The organism is Paenibacillus sp. NPDC058177, assembly GCF_042883835.1.
GTDB lineage: Bacteria > Bacillota > Bacilli > Paenibacillales > Paenibacillaceae > Paenibacillus_AQ > Paenibacillus_AQ agri.
Window position 1 is genome coordinate 1,337,097 of record NZ_JBHVVB010000001.1, and the last position, 17,448, is coordinate 1,354,544.

General features: G+C 45.4%; 11 protein-coding genes and 1 pseudogene. 2 read left to right on the forward strand and 10 right to left on the reverse strand.

Features of this window, described 5'->3' with window-relative positions; translation table 11 throughout:
* Positions 1 to 106 precede the first annotated feature (106 nt).
* Together ACFVU8_RS06370 and ACFVU8_RS06375 are read right to left on the reverse strand one after the other, a co-directional pair.
* Positions 107 to 700, reverse strand: coding sequence for a hypothetical protein (locus ACFVU8_RS06370; RefSeq protein ID WP_387426350.1), 594 nt, complete (start codon positions 698 to 700; stop codon positions 107 to 109).
* Between the two features lie 133 nt (positions 701 to 833).
* Positions 834 to 2,435, reverse strand: coding sequence for a peptide ABC transporter substrate-binding protein (locus tag ACFVU8_RS06375; RefSeq protein WP_387426352.1), 1,602 nt, complete (start codon positions 2,433 to 2,435; stop codon positions 834 to 836).
* A gap of 206 nt (positions 2,436 to 2,641) precedes the next feature.
* Between ACFVU8_RS06375 and folE2 the strand changes: the two genes are divergently transcribed.
* Positions 2,642 to 3,553 carry a GTP cyclohydrolase FolE2 gene (gene folE2 / locus ACFVU8_RS06380; protein ID WP_387426353.1) on the forward strand — a complete coding sequence of 304 codons (912 nt, stop codon included), beginning with the start codon at positions 2,642 to 2,644 and terminating at the stop codon, positions 3,551 to 3,553.
* 34 nt (positions 3,554 to 3,587) lie between these two features.
* Here the strand turns inward: folE2 and ACFVU8_RS06385 are convergent, their stop codons facing one another.
* The 4 genes and pseudogenes from ACFVU8_RS06385 to ACFVU8_RS06400 all read right to left on the reverse strand — a co-directional run.
* The gene (locus tag ACFVU8_RS06385) at positions 3,588 to 4,286 is read right to left on the reverse strand and encodes a polysaccharide deacetylase family protein (protein ID WP_175372679.1); all 699 of its coding nucleotides are present in this window, start codon (positions 4,284 to 4,286) and stop codon (positions 3,588 to 3,590) included.
* A 97-nt stretch (positions 4,287 to 4,383) separates the two neighbouring features.
* Positions 4,384 to 4,977 (reverse strand): YkoP family protein, encoded by a 594-nt coding sequence (locus tag ACFVU8_RS06390; RefSeq protein WP_387426356.1) that lies wholly within the window; start codon positions 4,975 to 4,977, stop codon positions 4,384 to 4,386.
* Between the two features lie 112 nt (positions 4,978 to 5,089).
* Complete coding sequence (locus tag ACFVU8_RS06395) at positions 5,090 to 6,352, reverse strand: serine hydrolase domain-containing protein (RefSeq protein ID WP_387426358.1); 1,263 nt, start codon at positions 6,350 to 6,352, stop codon at positions 5,090 to 5,092.
* 387 nt (positions 6,353 to 6,739) lie between these two features.
* A pseudogene (locus tag ACFVU8_RS06400) lies at positions 6,740 to 6,868 on the reverse strand (MFS transporter); the annotation flags it as partial.
* A gap of 156 nt (positions 6,869 to 7,024) precedes the next feature.
* On the opposite strand from ACFVU8_RS06400, the gene ACFVU8_RS06405 reads away from it, so the two are divergent.
* Positions 7,025 to 8,032 (forward strand): ROK family protein, encoded by a 1,008-nt coding sequence (locus ACFVU8_RS06405; RefSeq protein WP_387426361.1) that lies wholly within the window; start codon positions 7,025 to 7,027, stop codon positions 8,030 to 8,032.
* Positions 8,033 to 8,104: 72 nt separating this feature from the next.
* On the opposite strand, the gene ACFVU8_RS06410 is transcribed toward ACFVU8_RS06405, so the two are convergent.
* The 4 genes from ACFVU8_RS06410 to ACFVU8_RS06425 form a co-directional block, all read right to left on the reverse strand.
* Complete coding sequence (locus ACFVU8_RS06410) at positions 8,105 to 8,881, reverse strand: SDR family oxidoreductase (RefSeq protein WP_379466730.1); 777 nt, start codon at positions 8,879 to 8,881, stop codon at positions 8,105 to 8,107.
* Positions 8,882 to 9,283: 402 nt separating this feature from the next.
* On the reverse strand, positions 9,284 to 11,599 hold the full coding sequence (locus ACFVU8_RS06415) for a discoidin domain-containing protein (protein ID WP_387426363.1): 2,316 nt from the start codon (positions 11,597 to 11,599) through the stop codon (positions 9,284 to 9,286).
* A gap of 369 nt (positions 11,600 to 11,968) precedes the next feature.
* Complete coding sequence (locus tag ACFVU8_RS06420) at positions 11,969 to 15,541, reverse strand: discoidin domain-containing protein (protein ID WP_379466727.1); 3,573 nt, start codon at positions 15,539 to 15,541, stop codon at positions 11,969 to 11,971.
* Between the two features lie 450 nt (positions 15,542 to 15,991).
* Positions 15,992 to 17,338, reverse strand: coding sequence for an SDR family NAD(P)-dependent oxidoreductase (locus ACFVU8_RS06425; protein ID WP_387426366.1), 1,347 nt, complete (start codon positions 17,336 to 17,338; stop codon positions 15,992 to 15,994).
* Between the last annotated feature and the right edge of the window lie 110 nt (positions 17,339 to 17,448).

Below are 17,448 nucleotides of genomic sequence, written 5' to 3' on the forward strand. Positions count from 1 at the left end.
TCAACTAATTACGTCTCAGATGGATCGACTCCACGGCGGCTTCCAAATCCTCGACACCTGGAGTCGGAAGAGCGGCATCCATTATTATTACATAACCTTAATTCATTTAATCAGTAATTTTTTTAAGCTCAAAAATAGTTGCCTCTGATAACAAGATAAGCCTATCGGTATTAACAACAAAAAAACTTAAAGGTACTCTAATTTTTGTAGAAGGGTCACTTATATTTATTACTTTTACTACATCATTTATATTTAAATCTGGGATATCTATTTTATATAATCTATAAAAAGAGTCAGAGTTATAGCATGTCGCTGTAATCTCATATAATGGTTTTTTTAGTTCATATTGATAAACACTATAGTTTTTAAGTCCTTTTGATGAAAAAAAGTCTTGTTTGATGATAATTTCATCTCCAATAAATTTTTGCCCTGTTGGATATTCAGAAGCATCATTATATGAATTTGCAAATCCTAAATGCTTCTCAACTTTCCAAGTTCCATAGAAATATTTTTCAGCTTCACTATCCAAATTTATACTTTCTATATCACAATATTCGGATGTGTTTTTTGGAATAATAGACTCATCCGTTGCAGGTTTAAGCTCACTGGAATTATTTGGATTTGATGTCATTTCAACATTTCCACAAGCCGATGCTAGTATCAACATTATCATAATACAAACCCCTAATATTTTTTTCATATTTCACACTCCCACTATAAAGTTATGTTTCCCTAGAAACGGATACATCTACCTAATATTTCACAGGCTGACAGCTAAAAAAGCCCGCAAACGCGGGCCTTATGTGGTGATCTTCAAAATTTCGCGTTAAATTTCACTGAAAATATCCTCTGCTGAATATAACGGATCTATCGTTATCAATATACACATTCCTGATATCGGGCTTACGTAAAACATCAACCACATAATAATACAACGGTATAATGACCATTTGGTCGATCAGAACTTTTTCTGCATTGGCTAATAGCTGCATGCGCTTGCGAGTATCAAAGGTCTGCTGGGCTTGTTTGATATAATTATCATACTGTGGGCTGCTCCAGCCTGAATCATTTGTGCCACTCCAAGAGGTGAAATACTCAAAAAAGGTTACTGGATCATTGAAGTCCGCCCCCCATCCTGCTCTGGCTATGCTATAGCTCCCCTTATGCCGTTTATCGATCAGTTCTCCAAAGCTCTTCACTTCAATACTTGCATTAATTCCAAGGTTCTTCTTCCAATCTCCAATCACTGCTTGTGCTATAGTCTTATGACCGTCACCTTCGTTAATAATAATAGAGAAGCTTGGGAGTGCCTTCAGTCCCTCTTCCTTCAGACCCTCTTTTAGCAGCTGCCCAGCCTGTTTCAGATCCTCTTTAAAGTATGCCGTATCCGATATTTCCGAGCGAAAATCCGTTTTCGTCCCCCGAATCCCCCGAGCCACAAAACCATACGCTGGCGTGCCATAAGATAAGGCCTTCCGATCAATAGCCATCGCTAACGCTTTACGTATCTTTACATTTTTGAACGGCGCTTTGTTAAGATTAAATTGGTAGAAATACGTGCTGCCGTATGGCAAGTGGATCAAATCACCGAAAGTTTTGTCATCCAAACCTTCATAATCAATATTCTCTTCTCCGCCTACCCAATCTACATTATTCATAAGATAAGCTGATGTCACGGTGTTGATCCCATCCAGACTGAATCTTGGAACCACTACACGAACCTCTGAGAAAGAAATCTCTTTCGCCAAGTAGTAGTCGGGATTTTTGACCAATACGGCCTCATCGTCATCCCACGATTTAAGCTTGAATGGGCCATTAGTGACCATGGTTTTGTCCGTATTACCCCAATTCTTATTTCCCTTGACCGTGTCTGCATGAACCGGCAGATAGATTGGATGTGCAAGAATTTGGAGGAACTCAGGAGTTTTTTGCTTCAACTTCACTTGCAGCGTATTTTGATTTATTGCTTTGATACCGATCTTCGCAGGATCTTTCAAATTCCCGTTGTTATAGTCCTCTGCGCCAGCAATCACAAAGAAGCTGTACGCATAAAGAGTGTTAGCACTCGGTGCAAGGACCCGTTTCCATGCGTACTCGAAGTCTGACGCCTTTACCGGCTGCTGGTTGCTCCACTTGGCACCAGATCGAAGGGTAAAGGTATACGTTCTGCCATCATCCGAAAGCGTCCATTTTTCAGCCATGCCGGGAACAGCTTGCCCCGCGTTATTCAGACGAACCAAGCCCTCAAATAATCCTTTCACGATCGTATAAGAACTACCCACCTCAGCCGCTGCTGGATCGAGCGATTCTGGCAGGTGTTCAACCCCGATTCGAAACACCTGCTGCGCCTTTGCAGCAGAAGCTACAGGTCCCTTAGATACACCCAGACTCATCAGCAAACTAAAGCATAAACACACATACAGCCATTTTTTCATCGACTAATCCCCTTCATTATCTAAGCATGACTAACTTCCTTTACCCAGAAACTCTTCAGCCATTATAAACCAACTATTCAAACTTTTTTGTCGAATTATGGGAGAAAATATAAGACCTACTCACATAAAACTATTGACTTGTTATTAGTAATGTTTACTATTAATATAACAATTCATTTACTTTACAATAAGGAGCGTTACTATAGATGACCAGATCCTCTTTTCCAACAAAAAAAGAACGGCATGTGCTGTTCGGGTCTGTCCCGCCCGTTACCGGAAACAAGCCCACCCTTAAAGATCAGATGACCGACCTGCAGAATCATAGAGAAGATTATTTGTTTGCAATTGAAGAGGTCGGCATCACAAGAGTTAAGCATCCGCTCACCATCCATTCAACTATGGCACCTCATGTTCAGACGACCATAGCAAGCATAGAGTTGACTACGAATCTGGGTCAAAAGAGTAAGGGAATCAATATGAGCCGCTTGACAGAAACTTTGGAATCCTATCGGCAGGAAGGGTTGTCTACAGATCTTGCTCAATTATGTAAATTGACAAAAGAACTAGCCTTAGTTATGAATCAGACTGGTTCGAAGCTGTTGATGGAGTTCCCTTGGTTCTATGAGCGTTCAGCACCTGCCTCTAATCTAATCGGGTTAGGGCATTCCGAGTTGTATATTGAAATAGCGTATGACGAGTCTAAGTACCGGAAGTTTGAAATTACGGTGGGTATTACTGTTGCTGTAACTACACTTTGTCCGTGTTCCAAAGAAATCAGTGAATACAGCGCGCACAATCAGCGGGGATTGGTCTCGATTCGGGTCAATGTTGACCCGCAGCTTCTGGACGACAATTGGAAGGTAATGCTGCTGGAAGCGGCTGAGTCGAATGCCAGTGCTGCGCTTCACCCCGTGCTGAAACGAACGGATGAGAAAATGGTCACTGAGCGGGCCTACGAGAATCCTCGATTTGTCGAAGATCTCGCTCGGCTGATTGCCGCTGATCTCTACGAATATGACTTTGTGGAGAAGTTCACAGTGGAATGCCGTAATGAGGAATCGATTCATCAGCATGATGCGATCGCCCGAATTTCTTTTGATAAAAGGCAAAAAAGCTGAGGTCCGTAACCCGGATCCCAGCTCTCATTTTTTCCTAAGCCATCTCATCCAGACGCACGAATTGCAGGTTCCTGGTCTTCAGCTCTCCCAGTACCTCCTCCAGCGCTTGCATCATGTAGTACGGTGCATTCGGGTCTGCACCCATGGTCTCTCCGCTGTCGTGTAACAGGACAACAGAACCATCAGTAATTCGGCCTAAGAGGGTGGACTGTAAGCGGGTGCGGCAGACCCTGCTGCTCCAATCGCCGCCTTTTAGCGACCAAAGAACAATGCGGTAATGTCTGTAATGGAAAAAATCAAACAGGTTGATCAAGCCCCAAGGCGGGCGGTAATGGTTCGGCCGAATTCCAACAATCGATTCTATAATATCGGCAGAACGTTCCAGATGCTCACGCCGGATCGTACCGGGCAGCATCAGCCAGTTAGTCTTATGATAATAATTATGAATGCCGATCTGATGGCCTTCCCGGTCCATCCTGCGGATGAGCTCCGGATACTGCTCTGCTTGCGCGCCAAGCACAAAAAAGGTTGCTTTAACTTGATACAATTCCAATAAATCTAATAATACTGGAGTATATTTCGGATGCGGGCCATCATCAAAAGTAAAAGCCACCTGCTTTTGAGCTCTTCCCTTGCGGAAAACACCAAAACCGGTCATTCGGCTGATCAAGCTGGGAACAAACATGTAACAAGAGGCTGCACACAATATTCCGCCTGCCAGGTATTTGAGCATGACTCTCCTCCATATGAAAAATAATGATGGTAAATTAAATATATGCGTTTAATGTCAGGGGAGAATAGCTCGTTTGTCTATTTCATCATAAACTATGTTAACCCGTAGTTTTCTGTAAGGGGGAGAAACGTTTTTGCAAGGAATTCCGCGAATGAATGAGCCGTATGGGTACCAGCAGTTCTGTCCTCCGGCGAATTCGCTGTCTTCCCTCCGGGTGCATAGCTGAGAGCAGCAGTCGAAGATAGATCGTTGTGAACCACTCGAAAAATCCGGATTTAAGGCTTTGTTGTTCAAAACCCAGACCGTGAACTAGTCCCCGGTGAAGCAGTGTAATCCCCATCAAAGCTTTAGCCTGATTGAACTCGGAATGCGATTCGAAAGCATCGTTGATTTGCTGCATGGATTTACGTAGCATACGGGCGGTTTGCAGCGCGGCCCGGTCCGAACCTTCGGCTTGAATCAGCTTCAGGATCATTTCATTATCGAGATGGATTTCCCCTATCCACTCCCCGTGCTGAATAACCGTGTCATCCTGACAAACTATGGACTCCCCCCGGTGTTTTTTAAGCAACACTGTACATATGCCAAATCGAGATTTGTGCGAACCGCGAAAATGAGACAGCAGCGCGAACGCTTTTTCCCACATCATCCAGAGGGACTGTACGGCCGTTTTTCGTATTTTAAAAGTCACTTTGTTCTCTCCTCCCTAGCGTCTATATATGTTTGACGCAGCGCAGCTGGTAATCACTGTCTTTTAACGAAAAAAAGCCCGCGACGGTCGCGGACTTCAATTCGGGTAGTGGCTATCCATTCTTCGGATACCCGAAAAATGTCCTCTTCCCATGTTCGTTCATTTCAATACGATAGGGGTCAACCTGGTCCGAATGTCTACGCACAAATCTCCCTTCACCTACCGGGTAAATCTCGATATGAAGATTCCCTGAAAATCTCGTAAAGTATAGTTTCCCCTGAATAAGTTCGATTTCGATCTTGTCCTTCAGATAGGTCCCGCAAAATTCTGTAAGCATGTCCTCGCTGATGATCTGTTCATCATGTTGTGTAGGAGCCTTGACCTCTATATGATGCAGTATATCTGCAATGGCTTGACCCAGTCTGTACTGGTCGATGGCTTCGTTATTCGAAAGAATGATGATACAAAGATCCTCATCGAAGTAATTCTGCATATACGTGCTTACTCCTAGATGATCTCCCCCGTGAGTATATCTGTGCGCCCCATACACATAATGATGTTCCAGACCGTAGCAGTAGTTATTTTGGTTTTCGTTGAAGAACCTGGAATAGGCTTCTGGGGAAAGGAGCTTCCGATCCCGCAAACAAATATACCATTTTAACAAGTCTTCGCAATTAGAAACGATAGCGCCAGCACCGATGCTGAATTTTTCATTATGATAAGAACTCTTAATGATTGTATTAAAATCTTTTGTATACGGAGTAGATTTGTTGTTAATAGGTTTGCAGCCATCATCTACATCACTGTTCATCATTTTCAAAGGCTTAAAAATGTTGTTTCGGATAAAATCCTCATAACGCTCTCCAGAGACATTCTCGATGATCCAGGCCAGTAAATTATAGTTGGAATTATTGTAGTCAAAGGTGGTACCTGGGGGTGTTGTAGGCTGTTTGTTAATATATCTTTTAAAGAAGTCGTCCCGCGAATACTCGTTTCTGTTGTATCCAGCAAAAAAGTCATTTTCAAAATTATGAAAATTATATAACCCGGAAGAATGCGACAGTAAATGATGTACACGGATAGACTCATTAATCATCATGCCTTCAGGAAGGTAAACCTGCGCAGGCTGATCGATATTCAGCTTGTTCTGATCATGCAACAGCATAATTGCAGAAGCGGTAAATTGCTTCGACACGGAAGCGAGAGAAAAGCACGAATGGATATTATTTTTGATCCCAAACTCAAGATTTGCGTATCCGTATGCGCTTTCAAATAAAACTTCACCTTTGCTGATTACTTGAATAACCCCATAGAATTCCCACAATTCCAGATAGCTGCGAATATAAGCCTCTAGTTTCATTTTTGCGGATTGCATTGGTGTCTCTCCCCCTCACCTCTACGGGATGGTTCATAGGATGTAACGGGGTTAAACTGCACTTCACTCAAAACAATCATCCCTTTCAGCAGCAGTCTGGTTCATCTTTCTTATCCTACTCTTTATTCCAGACTATGACAATCTGCCGGAGAACCAAACGAAAGGGATATCACGCTTTTCTTCCTAATTATAAAAACAAGACTACCGAATCTAAAGCAACTCGGAAGCCTTGCATATTTTCTATTCATTCACAGCATTTATGACTCGCTATCTTTTTCCCCTATTGGCTTTGCCGCATGTGAAAATAAACCCGCTATGCCTACAGCTATTAACACTACAATCCAGCTGAGCTAATGTTCAGACCCATCATCATGACATAACGTCCGCCTTATGCGCAATCAAATGGCTGGCACTCAAGAGTCCGATGATCGAGCCTGTGGCCAGCCCGAATATGATCCACCCCATTTGTTCCATAGAGGCACCCAGCGTATCGAGTATCATCGGGGTTCGAGACACCTTATAATTCAGTACGATTTTATTGTCAAGATTAATTCTAGCAATACCGTTACAATAAGCTTCACTAACTTGTGAGCTCTAGCTACACTTGACTTTAGAATCAATTTTGCTGCATAGTGAATAAAAATCTTCATTAAGGAATAATGGAGGCTTCCAATGAATCAGCCTAGTAAGAACCTTATCAAAGAAATTAACCTGAATCACGTAAGAAGAGTAATGAAGCAAGTGCAAACAGCAACAAAGCCTCAGCTATCAGCATTAACGAAGTTAAGTGTCGTGACTATTAATTCGCTCGTTAAAGATCTTGTGAAGTATGGAGAGTTATTGGAGGATGAGTTAGTCTCATCGAGCGGGGGAAGACCCGCTTTAAATTACCGTTATAATTTCAACTATCATTTGGCATTAGTCCTCTATATGAGGGAATATCAGGGTCAAGATACTGTTGTTGCAACAGTAATCAATCTGCAAGGTGATGTATTGGCACGGGAAGACAATGTAATGGCATTGTTCGAAAAAGAACGTCTCTATGCAATTATTAACCAATTTCTAGTGCAGTATCCTTCCATTAATGTCATCGGGCTTGGTATTCCAGGGCAATCTGTTCATGGTGAAATTACCGTAAGCAGTCATGAACGGCTCAACGGGATTCGAATCATTGAAGATTTGCAGCAAGAGTTTGGCCTTCCTGTCGTGCTTGAAAATGACGTCAACGCTGCTGTGGTTGGATATTGTGTAGAGAGAGAGCCTGAAGAAGAACAAACGGTTGTCGGCATCTATTTTCCAGACAAGACCCCTCCTGGTATGGGCATCTATCTGGATGGCAGAATTGTCAAAGGAAAAGACGGCATGGCCGGTGAAATTAAATTCCTCCCACTACATGTGGATTGGGGAAGCTCCCTGGACTTTCAGGCGTTTGCCGAGGTTGTTAGCCAAACTATTCATATTACCAATGCCATTCTCGCTCCGCATAAAATTGTCATTTATCAGCAACAGATGAACCCGGCGGATTGGGCGCAATACTGGAAGGAGTACAGGGCCAAACACAACATGCCTGTAGAACCTGAAGTTTTATTGGAAACAACATTCCAAGAAGATTTTGAAATAGGGATGAAATGGCTAACGCTCAAGGAACTGGAACCGAGTATTACAATAGCCGATGAATAGCCTGGAGAATAGTTGAGCAAAAAAAGGGAAGGACATCATGTCCTTCCCTTAGTAAATATATGAATCGTTACTTCACCAGAAGCCCCCATCTGAATGAATGATTTGCCCCGTAATCCATCCTGCTTCTTCACTTGCCAAAAAAACGATTAGCTTCGCAGCATCCTTAGGTTCACCAATGCGTCCCATCGGAAATTTAGGGAGTAAGTGTTCCTTCACTTCACTGTTCATCCATCCGCTATCTGTAGGTCCAGGATCTACTGCATTAACCGTAATTTGCAACGGGGCTAATTCAAGTGCGATGGATTTTGTAAACGTAGAAACCGCCCCCTTGGTTGCAACATAGGCTAAATTCCCCGGCTCCGGTGACTTGTCCTGTCCTGACACCATATTAATAATACGCCCACTATGTTGTCCTTCTATCCGGCGGGCAAACTCAACCATTAAGAGGCATGTACCTCTAACATTCACGTTATAATGAGCATCCAGGATCGCTGCATCTATGGAACGAAAATCTACATCCACAGAATAGGTTGCGTTGTTCACTAGAATAGACGGGGAACCCAACTGCTTTTGAACTTCACCCAACAATATCCCTGGTGCATCCGGCTGCGACAAATCTAGCGCCATGGACTCACAGCGTACCCCCAAGCTGACAATTTCCTCTCTCAACTGCTGCGGCCAGTCTAAATCTTCATTCATATAATAGTTCATTCCGCGATCATATACGGACCAATGTGTGAAAAAGATATCAGCGCCTTCTCTAGCTAACTCTAGACAGATTGCAGTGCCGATTCCTTGCGCCCGGCTAGCTCCAGTAACAATCGCAATCTTATTCATTAATGATTTCATCCGAGATCATCTCCTTGCGGAAACGCTGAAATCATGCACTACTTGGAGATGTAAGCTTCCCAATAAAAAACGAATACCCTAAACTAGGCATTCGCTTGGCGTATTTATAGCACATGAACCCAGCGATCCCTATAATGGTTAAATTTAAAATAGACAAAATTGACCCTCCATAAAAGAAGGCATCAGCCCATCTATTCCATTCACTTAGCCATTAAAGGATATCTCCCATTCCAGTCCATGCTCCTTTCGTAACATCTCCAGTTGCCATCGTATCATGATTACACAATATAGTAAATCATTTCCTATTGTCCGTTAACCGTAGAGATACTATAGAGATAGAGCCGTTGGTTGATAAAAAAACAAGGTGCTCTCCGAAGAGCACCTTGTCTTGGACTTTAACCATTAATTGTTGATAGTCAAGTTAAAGCCGTTTTGAATAAAGTTGGTATTCGGATTGGCAATATTACTGGTATTCAAGTTATTGAAGGTTGCCGAACCGTTGCCGGTGTAGGTATAGATTGCTGCCCCTTTGTGCGGGGAAGTGAAACGCGAAGTTTCAATACCATCCCGACCTGTGCCATTAATGTTGATGTTGTTGAATACAATGTTCTGGAATCCGCCGCCGTATCCGAACTGAATGGCACTGCGCTGAGTGTTGATGATATCGATATTCGTGAACGTTACGTTACGAATCGAATCACTCGATGCTTCCAGGTCGATCGCTCCGCGTTCACCGTTGTACAGATCCTTACTTGTACCGCTGTTGATAATGGTAGTATCAGAGAAAGTAATTCCGGTGTTGTTCTGGAAGTGGTATCCAGGGAACACCGTATTCATCCGAATACCGGAACCGCCTACTGTATCAACGATCAGGTTGTTAGTGGCCTTGTGACCACTGCCGCCGAAGAAGGCAATACCCGCAGCACGCCAGTTATGCTCGATGGTGTTAAAGGAGAAGGTGTTGTTCACACCTTGAGGTGCACCATTGACACTGCTGGTCCATACGGCCAGACCATCGTCACCGTTATTACGAATGCTGCTGTTGCGCACAGTAGAATTGCTTGTACCTTGAGCGAAGTTAACGCCGTCTGCGAGGTTGTTGCGAATACGGCTGTTCTCAACCACCAGACCATCGGCAATCATAGCAGGTGTATGAGCATAATCGCCCACCCAGATACCACATTCAAAGTGCTCTACCCAAACGTTGCTGACTCTGGAGTTTTTGCCGAAATTATCCATCATAGCTTTGTAGATGGCCTGTTCACCATAACGTGAACGAAGATTGGAGTTCATGTAGACGTTGCTGAAATCAAGTTTGCCTGAAACGCGGAAGGAAATCCCTCCGCCTGCAACGTTAGGGTTCGTGAACTGGATATTTGTATGCCAGATGCCCGCACCCAAGATGGTAATATTGTTAATCATATTGCTCTCTGTTCCGATCTTCCACATTCTGCTCAGATGGAAGGTGCCTTCTGGAATATAGAGCGTTCTGCCTGTAGATACTGCCGATTGAACAGCTGCTTCGAAGGCAGCAATATCATCTTGCCCATCATTGGCTACGGCGCCGAAATCCGTTACGGATACGGAATTCGCCGGACGGGTAATGGCTGCCGGAACAGGCTCGATTTCAAGGAAGTCTACACCGTATTCCAGGTTGTCGCCATTGTTCTTCTGAATGCGGATGGTATCGCCCGCTTTGAGCGGAGTATCCAGCTTCCAGTGTACTTCATCGAAGCGGAACAACGGACGCCCGTCGGCTGGCGTGTCTCCTGGATGATCGCTAGAGAAGTACTGCCAGTTGTAGTAAGAAGTCAATGGAACGGTCTTAGCTTTGGTTCCGTTCACGTAGACATCCAGCGCTCCGTTAAGACCCATACCGTTAGCAGAGTCTGGCATCGTGAAGCGCATGGTCACACCTGCGCCGCCTTCACCTGGTCTTACCGTCCATTGCACGGAGGAACCGTTGGAAGGAAGTGCGATATAACGCTGACCGGAAGCTTCCGAAGCTGTCTGTGATTGGTCGAAATTCGGAGCCGATTTTAACGTTGCCCCGCCGCCACGGGTTGCATCTTCAGTATTATAACGCGTATACGGCATGGTTGCTCCACGGTTAGAATTTACAGGTGGCGTTGGAGCTGGAGTGGCTGTAGGTGCTGGTGTTGACGTTGGTGCTGGCGTTGGCGTTGGTGTAGGGGTCGTACCGCCCGCACCATAAATTTCAAATTCAGATAATTGTCCTGCAGGCCATTCCGTGTTAGCCGTTATGTTCAGACGAACGTAACGAGTGCTTACAGCCGCGAAATTAATGGTAACGGAATTGCCAGCAACGTTAGGATTGAACGCATAGTTGGCAGAGCCTACGATATTGTTGAATGTCGAACCATTCGTGCTTCCCTGTACAGCCAAAGTCTGTGTCCGTGTTCCCCAGGATGACGGAAGTTTCAATACGATTTGATCAATGTTCGTATTCGCGCCAAGATCCACTTGAATCCATTGCGGAAAAGCATTGTTATTGCTCTCCCAGTATGTTCCCTGATTGTTATCAATCACATTGCCCGGTCCATAGGTTTGGGTATAACTGCTAGCGCTTACATTCTTCCCTAACGCTAGATTCGGTCCGCCGGCAGCAGCCACTGGAGCAGGAGATTCAACTGTCAGAAATAAGTTTGAGATTAGCATGGTCAATACTAGAGACCACGCGATATATTTTTTACGCATTCTATTCCTCCTAAGGCAAATGTAAGTACGATAAAGCATAGATATCCTAAAACGAATAATTGATAACGGTTACATTTTGTCTAGTAAAACGCTATTTTCTTCTTTTGCCCGCCTCTCTGTCTATAAATCGGAATTACTGTCGATCCTCCTTTCAATGACATATACTCCAATTATAGATGAATCATTGCCAATGAAATAAGTGGTAATTCTACGATTAATGTATGCATCCTAATGATATTAGAGGTAATAAATAGTAATTAACTCTTATATCTCCTAACTCTACGTTCCAAATTTCGATATTTTTCTACGGATTAAACCAGTGAAAAAAAGCAGGATACTCCGAAGAGTACCCTGCTTGGGACTTTACTATTAATTGTTGATGGTAAGGTTAAAACCATTTTGAATCAAGTTGATATTAGGATTGGCAATGTTGCTGGTTGTCAGGTTGTTGAATGTGGCTGAGCCGTTGCCGGTATAGGTGTAAATTGCTGCACCCTTATGTGGCGATGTGAATCGCGATGTCTCAATGCCATCCAGACCTGTGCCATTAATATTGATGTTATTGAACACGATATTCTGGAACCCGCCGCCATATCCAAACTGAATAGCACTGCGCTGTGTTCTTTGAATATCAATGTTGGTGAATGTTACGTTCTTGATGGGATCATTGGAGGCTTCAAGATCTATTGCTCCACGTTCACCATTGTATAGGTCTTTACTCGTACCACTGTTAATTATAGTAGTATCGGAGAACAGAATACCTGTATTGTTTTGGAAATGGTATCCAGGGAATACGGTATTCATGCGGATTGCAGACCCGCCAACAGTGTCCACGATCAGATTGTTGGTGGCTTTGTGACCACTGCCGCCGAAGAAGGCAATCGCTGCTGCACGCCAGTTGTTCTCAATCGTATTGAAGGAGAACGTGTTGTTCACGCCTGCCGGCGCACCGTTGACGTTACTGGTCCATACCGCCAGACCGTCGTCACCGTTATTACGGATGCTGCTGTTACGAACTGTAGAGTTGCTGGTACCTTGAGCAAAGTTCACACCATCAGCAAGATTGTTGCGAATCCGGCTGTTCTCAATGACCAGACCATCAGCGATGATGGCTGGTGTATGGGCATAGTCACCCACCCAGAAGCCGCACTCAAAATGCTCTACCCAGACATTGCTGACTATGGAGTTCTTGCCGAAATTGTCCATGAACGCTTTGTAGATCGCACCTTCGTGATAACGTGAACGAAGATTGGAATTCATGTAGATATTGCTGAAATCAAGCTTGCCTTGAACACGGAAGGAAATTCCGCCGCCTGAAATATTCGGGTTAGTGAACTGGATATTCGTGTGCCAAATTCCTGCACCCAGAATCTTAATATCATTAATCTTGTTGGCTGGCGTACCGATCTTCCACATGCTGCTTAGATGGAATGTGCCTTCAGGAATGTACAATGTCTTGCCGGTTGCAACCGCGGATTGAACCGCTGCTTCAAAGGCTGCAAGATCATCCTGACCATCATTCGCAACCGCACCGAAATCGGTTACGGATACCGAGTTGGCCGGACGGGCGATGGCCGCAGGAACAGGCTCGATTTCGAGGAAATCCACACCATATTCAAGGCTGTCGCCATTGTTCTTTTGAATACGAATGGTGTCTCCGGCTTTAAGGGCTGTATCAAGCTTCCAGTGAACCTCATCAAAACGGAACAGCGGACGTCCTGCACCCGGTGTATCTCCTGGCTGGTCACTGGAGAAATACTGCCAGTTGTAGTAAGAAGTCAACGGAACCGTCTTGGCCTTAGTACCATTCACGTACACATCCAGTGCTCCATTAAGGCCCATACCATTGGCTGAATCCGGCATAGTGAAGCGCATCGTCACACCCGCGCCGCCTTCCCCTTGTCTAACAGTCCATTGTACGTAGGAACCATTGGAAGGAAGAGCAATGTAACTCTGCCCGGAGGCTTCCGATGCGGTTAGTGCTTGATCGAAGGTCGGAGCGGTCTGGAGTGTTGCACCCCCACCTCGGGTAGCATCTTCCGTATCATACCGGGTATAAGGCATGCTTGCACCACGAGCCGAGTATACGGTCAGATTAGTTGTGCTGACGTTGTTGGTTTGTTTAACCGGAGCTTCATTGGCGTCTACCTCAACGGTAGTCGTCACCGTATAGTTCCCAATTGCTGCTGTCCAGGAACCTACACTGACATTCACTGATGCTCCCGGCGCAAGTGTACCGTTATAAGTACCATTGTAAGTCTGAACAGTTGTTCCAGCGGCGTTCTTCAGAACGACTGTAACACCATGAGCTCCCCCGGCCGAAGCCAGATTCCCTTGATTCTTCAGGTTAACAGTAAATGCTACTGGATTGTTGACTGTTGGATTACTAGGGGTCCAAGAGACCGTGCCGACCAAATCAGAGCTTGTAATTGGCGCAACAACCAGTGAAGATGGATGTGTGTAGCTGTTATTTGCTTTATTTTCTTCAATGATCTCATTATTCTCGTCTACCTTGGCGCTGACCGTATACGTACCCGCAGTCTTGGTACCCGCATTCACAGATACTGTGGCCGATGACCCTGTTGTCAAAGCACCTACTGTCGCAGACCCGGCCAGCTCATTGTTCAGATAGAAGTTCACCTTAGCAGCTGGAGAACCTGCGGAACCGATATTCTTGACGGTTGCATTCAATGTGATTGCATTATTCTCAACTACAGAAGTCGGTGTCCAAGACATTCCAGTAACTGTAAGATCGGGATTCGGTGCCGGTGTTCCGAATACCTGGAATTCAGCAATTTGTCCGGCAGGCGCGCCGGAATTGGCTGTAATGTTCAATTGCAGACGTTTAACCGTTGCAGTAACTGGAATCGTTACTGTATTACCGGAAGCGGGATTGAATGTGTAGGTTTGTGCAGCAACCAGATTGCTGAAGGTGGTTGTATCTTGATTATGGCCTAACACTTGAATGGTTTGTGTCCGTGTGCTCCAAGCAGAACCAGGATTCAGCTTCAACACAATGGAAGTGATGTTATGATTCGCACCGAGATCCAGCGTCAGCGAACTTGGGTTGCTGCCGCCTTCCCAGTACGTGTTGGTGTTGTTATCATTAGCGTTCGCAGCTACAAAGTTCAAAGTGCTGGAAGAGGCAGTGATCGCTTTGCCGATTGCAATGTTACTGCCTGTTGGTGGCGTAGGCGTTGCGGTCGGACTAGCCGTTGGCGACGGGGTCACCGTTGCTGTAGGTACAGGTGTTGCAGTCGGTGTTGGCGTAGGGGTCGGTGTTGGCGTAGGAGCGACCGTAGGTGCGGTCGTTGGCGACGGAGTTACTATTGGTGTGGCTGTTGGCGACGCCGTAGGTACAGCGGTTGGCGATGCAGTCGGCACCGGAGTTGCCGTTGCGGACGGCGACGGAGTCGGCGTTGGGCCACTGGCACCGTACACTTCAAATTCGGAAAATTGGGCTGCTGGCCAACCGGTGTTGGCCGTCACGTTCAAACGAACATAACGTGTGTTCGTGGCAGTAAAATTGATGGTAACTGAATTGCCAGCAACGGCTGGATTGAATTCATAATCCGCAGAGCCGGCAATGTCCGAGAACGTTGAACCGTTCGTGCTGCCTTGCACAGCTAGCGTTTGTGTCCGTGTACCCCAGGCCGTTGGCAGCTTCAATACGATTTGGTCAATATTTGTATTGGCACCAAGATCCACTTGAATCCATTGAGGGAATGCATTGTTCGTGCTCTCCCAATAAGTCCCTTGATTGCTGTCATTCACATTGTTCGGACTGTAAGTTTGAGTGTAGCCGCTCGCAGTAACATTTTTGCCCAGTGCCAGGTTTGGTCCACCGGCAGCCGATACAGGTTCAGGAGATCCAACGGTCAGGAATAAGTTCGAGATCAGCATTGTTAATACGAGTGACCATACAACATACTTGTTGCGCATTATATTCCTCCTCAGGTGATGTGTAAGTACGTAAAAAGCTTTAATCCCATCAATGGACGAGTTGTTAGCGGTTACAAAACAATGCATCCATTCTTTAAAGCGCTTACCACCTCTTGCCCAACCCGCTCTTACTTAAACAATCTGTTATCGCAGGCGCTCCTCCCTTCTATGACATTCACACTCATTATAGAGGCATCATCGATCTAGAAATAAGTGGCAATTCTACGGTAAATATAGGCGTTTCCATGATAATTGAGGCAAATAATCCAAAAGTCGGAATTTCACGCCATGCCCAATTTCCTGTATGTGATGCTTCTGTCCTACTTCCACAGTGTTCCATCTGCTACTTAGGCTCACAGCAAAAAAACAGGCTAGAGATTCTTTCCTCCGGCCTGTTTTTGTCCTTATATTACAATCAGGAATGATTCCATTCACATTCCAAAAATAGCATTAGCTATCGAAGGTCACACCAGTCATTTTCTGACTCAGCAGCCATAGACGCTCCGCCAAACCGGGATCAATGGCCCGTTGAAGCACTCCAGGACCAAAGGGAGCATCGTCCGGGACAAGCGTTGAGATATCCACACTCTCACAATATACTCCGCCTTTGCCCTCAAGCTGTAGATTAGCAGCACACCAGACACTGGTCGCGGCCCCCTGTTCAGTAGTGATGAAGGTATATTGACTGCTAGTAGCAGTCAGCTCTTCCTCCGAGACATCCCGTGCCAAGTCTGTCTCAATCGAGCCGGGATGAACGGCAAATGCACGAATGCCATGCGGCTGCCCGCGACGATCCAGTCCAACAGCAAACAGTGAATTCGCCGTCTTGGATTGACCATAAGCCACGTATTTGTCATACGGCCGGTTCTCAAAGTTCAGATCATCGAAGTCGATACCAGAAATATGGATCCCGATAGAAGACAACGAAACTACACGGGCGCTGCCTGATTGCTTGAGCGCTGGCCACAAGCGGGCCGTCAATTGAAAGTGACCTAAGTGATTAGTGGCAAACTGCGCCTCATACCCTCTCGCATCGTGAGTGACCTTAGGTCCCATGATCCCTGCATTGTTGATGAGGATATCCAGCGGACGACCGGAATCTATGAACCGCTGGGCAAAGGCATCAATGGATGCCGGATTGATCAGATCCAGTTCTTCCAACTCTACGCGTGGAATGGCCGCCAGTGCTTCCCGGGCTTTCCCTAGCGTTCTTGCAGGCACAATTACTGTAGCGCCGGCTTCTGCCAGTACTCGGGTCGTTTCCAGACCGATACCGGAATAACCACCAGTGACAATAGCGATTTTCCCGGTCAGATCACGGCCTCCAAGTGCTTCTTCGGCTGTAGTAGTCACTCCAAATCCGGAAGGAAGCGGTGCTTGCGGTGTAGCAGTATAATAAGAATAATTGTTCATAAAGTTTTCTCCTCCTAATTCTGAGAGCCTCATCATATCCTGATAATGCTCCAGCTTGAAATTCATAACCTCAAGCGTAGACTGTATTTCTGTCAGTTGCTGGTCAATCTGCTGCTTATGCTCAAGCAATACGTTATAACAGCTCTCATACTGCTGATCCATCGCCAGTTGCATGTAGCGTTCAATCGATTTTATCGGCATACGGGTTCGTCTTAGCCGCACGATGAATATGAACCGTTCCAGATCCAATTTTCCGTATTGGCGTTGACCATTCTCCGTCCGCTCTGAAGGCGGCACCAGCCCGATTTTCTCATAATAACGGATCGTATCATAAGTCAGGCCCGTCTCCCGGGCAATGTCTGCAATACTGTACACAGACTCCATCTTTCGCTCCTTTCAACTGGGCAGCTTATCACCCAAGCTTGTCATTTCTTCTGCATCTTATCCCATGGAGTTCACTCCATGTCAAGACATCCGCTTTTAAAAAATATACC

Bases quoted from the DNA above. Each gene is read 5' to 3' on its own strand.
- ACFVU8_RS06370 (WP_387426350.1), bottom strand. From the start codon at position 700: ATGAAAAAAATATTAGGGGTTTGTATTATGATAATGTTGATACTAGCA.
- ACFVU8_RS06375 (WP_387426352.1), bottom strand. From the start codon at position 2,435: ATGAAAAAATGGCTGTATGTGTGTTTATGCTTTAGTTTGCTGATGAGT.
- folE2 (WP_387426353.1), top strand. From the start codon at position 2,642: ATGACCAGATCCTCTTTTCCAACAAAAAAAGAACGGCATGTGCTGTTC.
- ACFVU8_RS06385 (WP_175372679.1), bottom strand. From the start codon at position 4,286: ATGCTCAAATACCTGGCAGGCGGAATATTGTGTGCAGCCTCTTGTTAC.
- ACFVU8_RS06395 (WP_387426358.1), bottom strand. From the start codon at position 6,352: ATGCAATCCGCAAAAATGAAACTAGAGGCTTATATTCGCAGCTATCTG.
- ACFVU8_RS06405 (WP_387426361.1), top strand. From the start codon at position 7,025: ATGAATCAGCCTAGTAAGAACCTTATCAAAGAAATTAACCTGAATCAC.
- ACFVU8_RS06410 (WP_379466730.1), bottom strand. From the start codon at position 8,881: ATGAAATCATTAATGAATAAGATTGCGATTGTTACTGGAGCTAGCCGG.
- ACFVU8_RS06415 (WP_387426363.1), bottom strand. From the start codon at position 11,599: ATGCGTAAAAAATATATCGCGTGGTCTCTAGTATTGACCATGCTAATC.
- ACFVU8_RS06420 (WP_379466727.1), bottom strand. From the start codon at position 15,541: ATGCGCAACAAGTATGTTGTATGGTCACTCGTATTAACAATGCTGATC.
- ACFVU8_RS06425 (WP_387426366.1), bottom strand. From the start codon at position 17,338: ATGGAGTCTGTGTACAGTATTGCAGACATTGCCCGGGAGACGGGCCTG.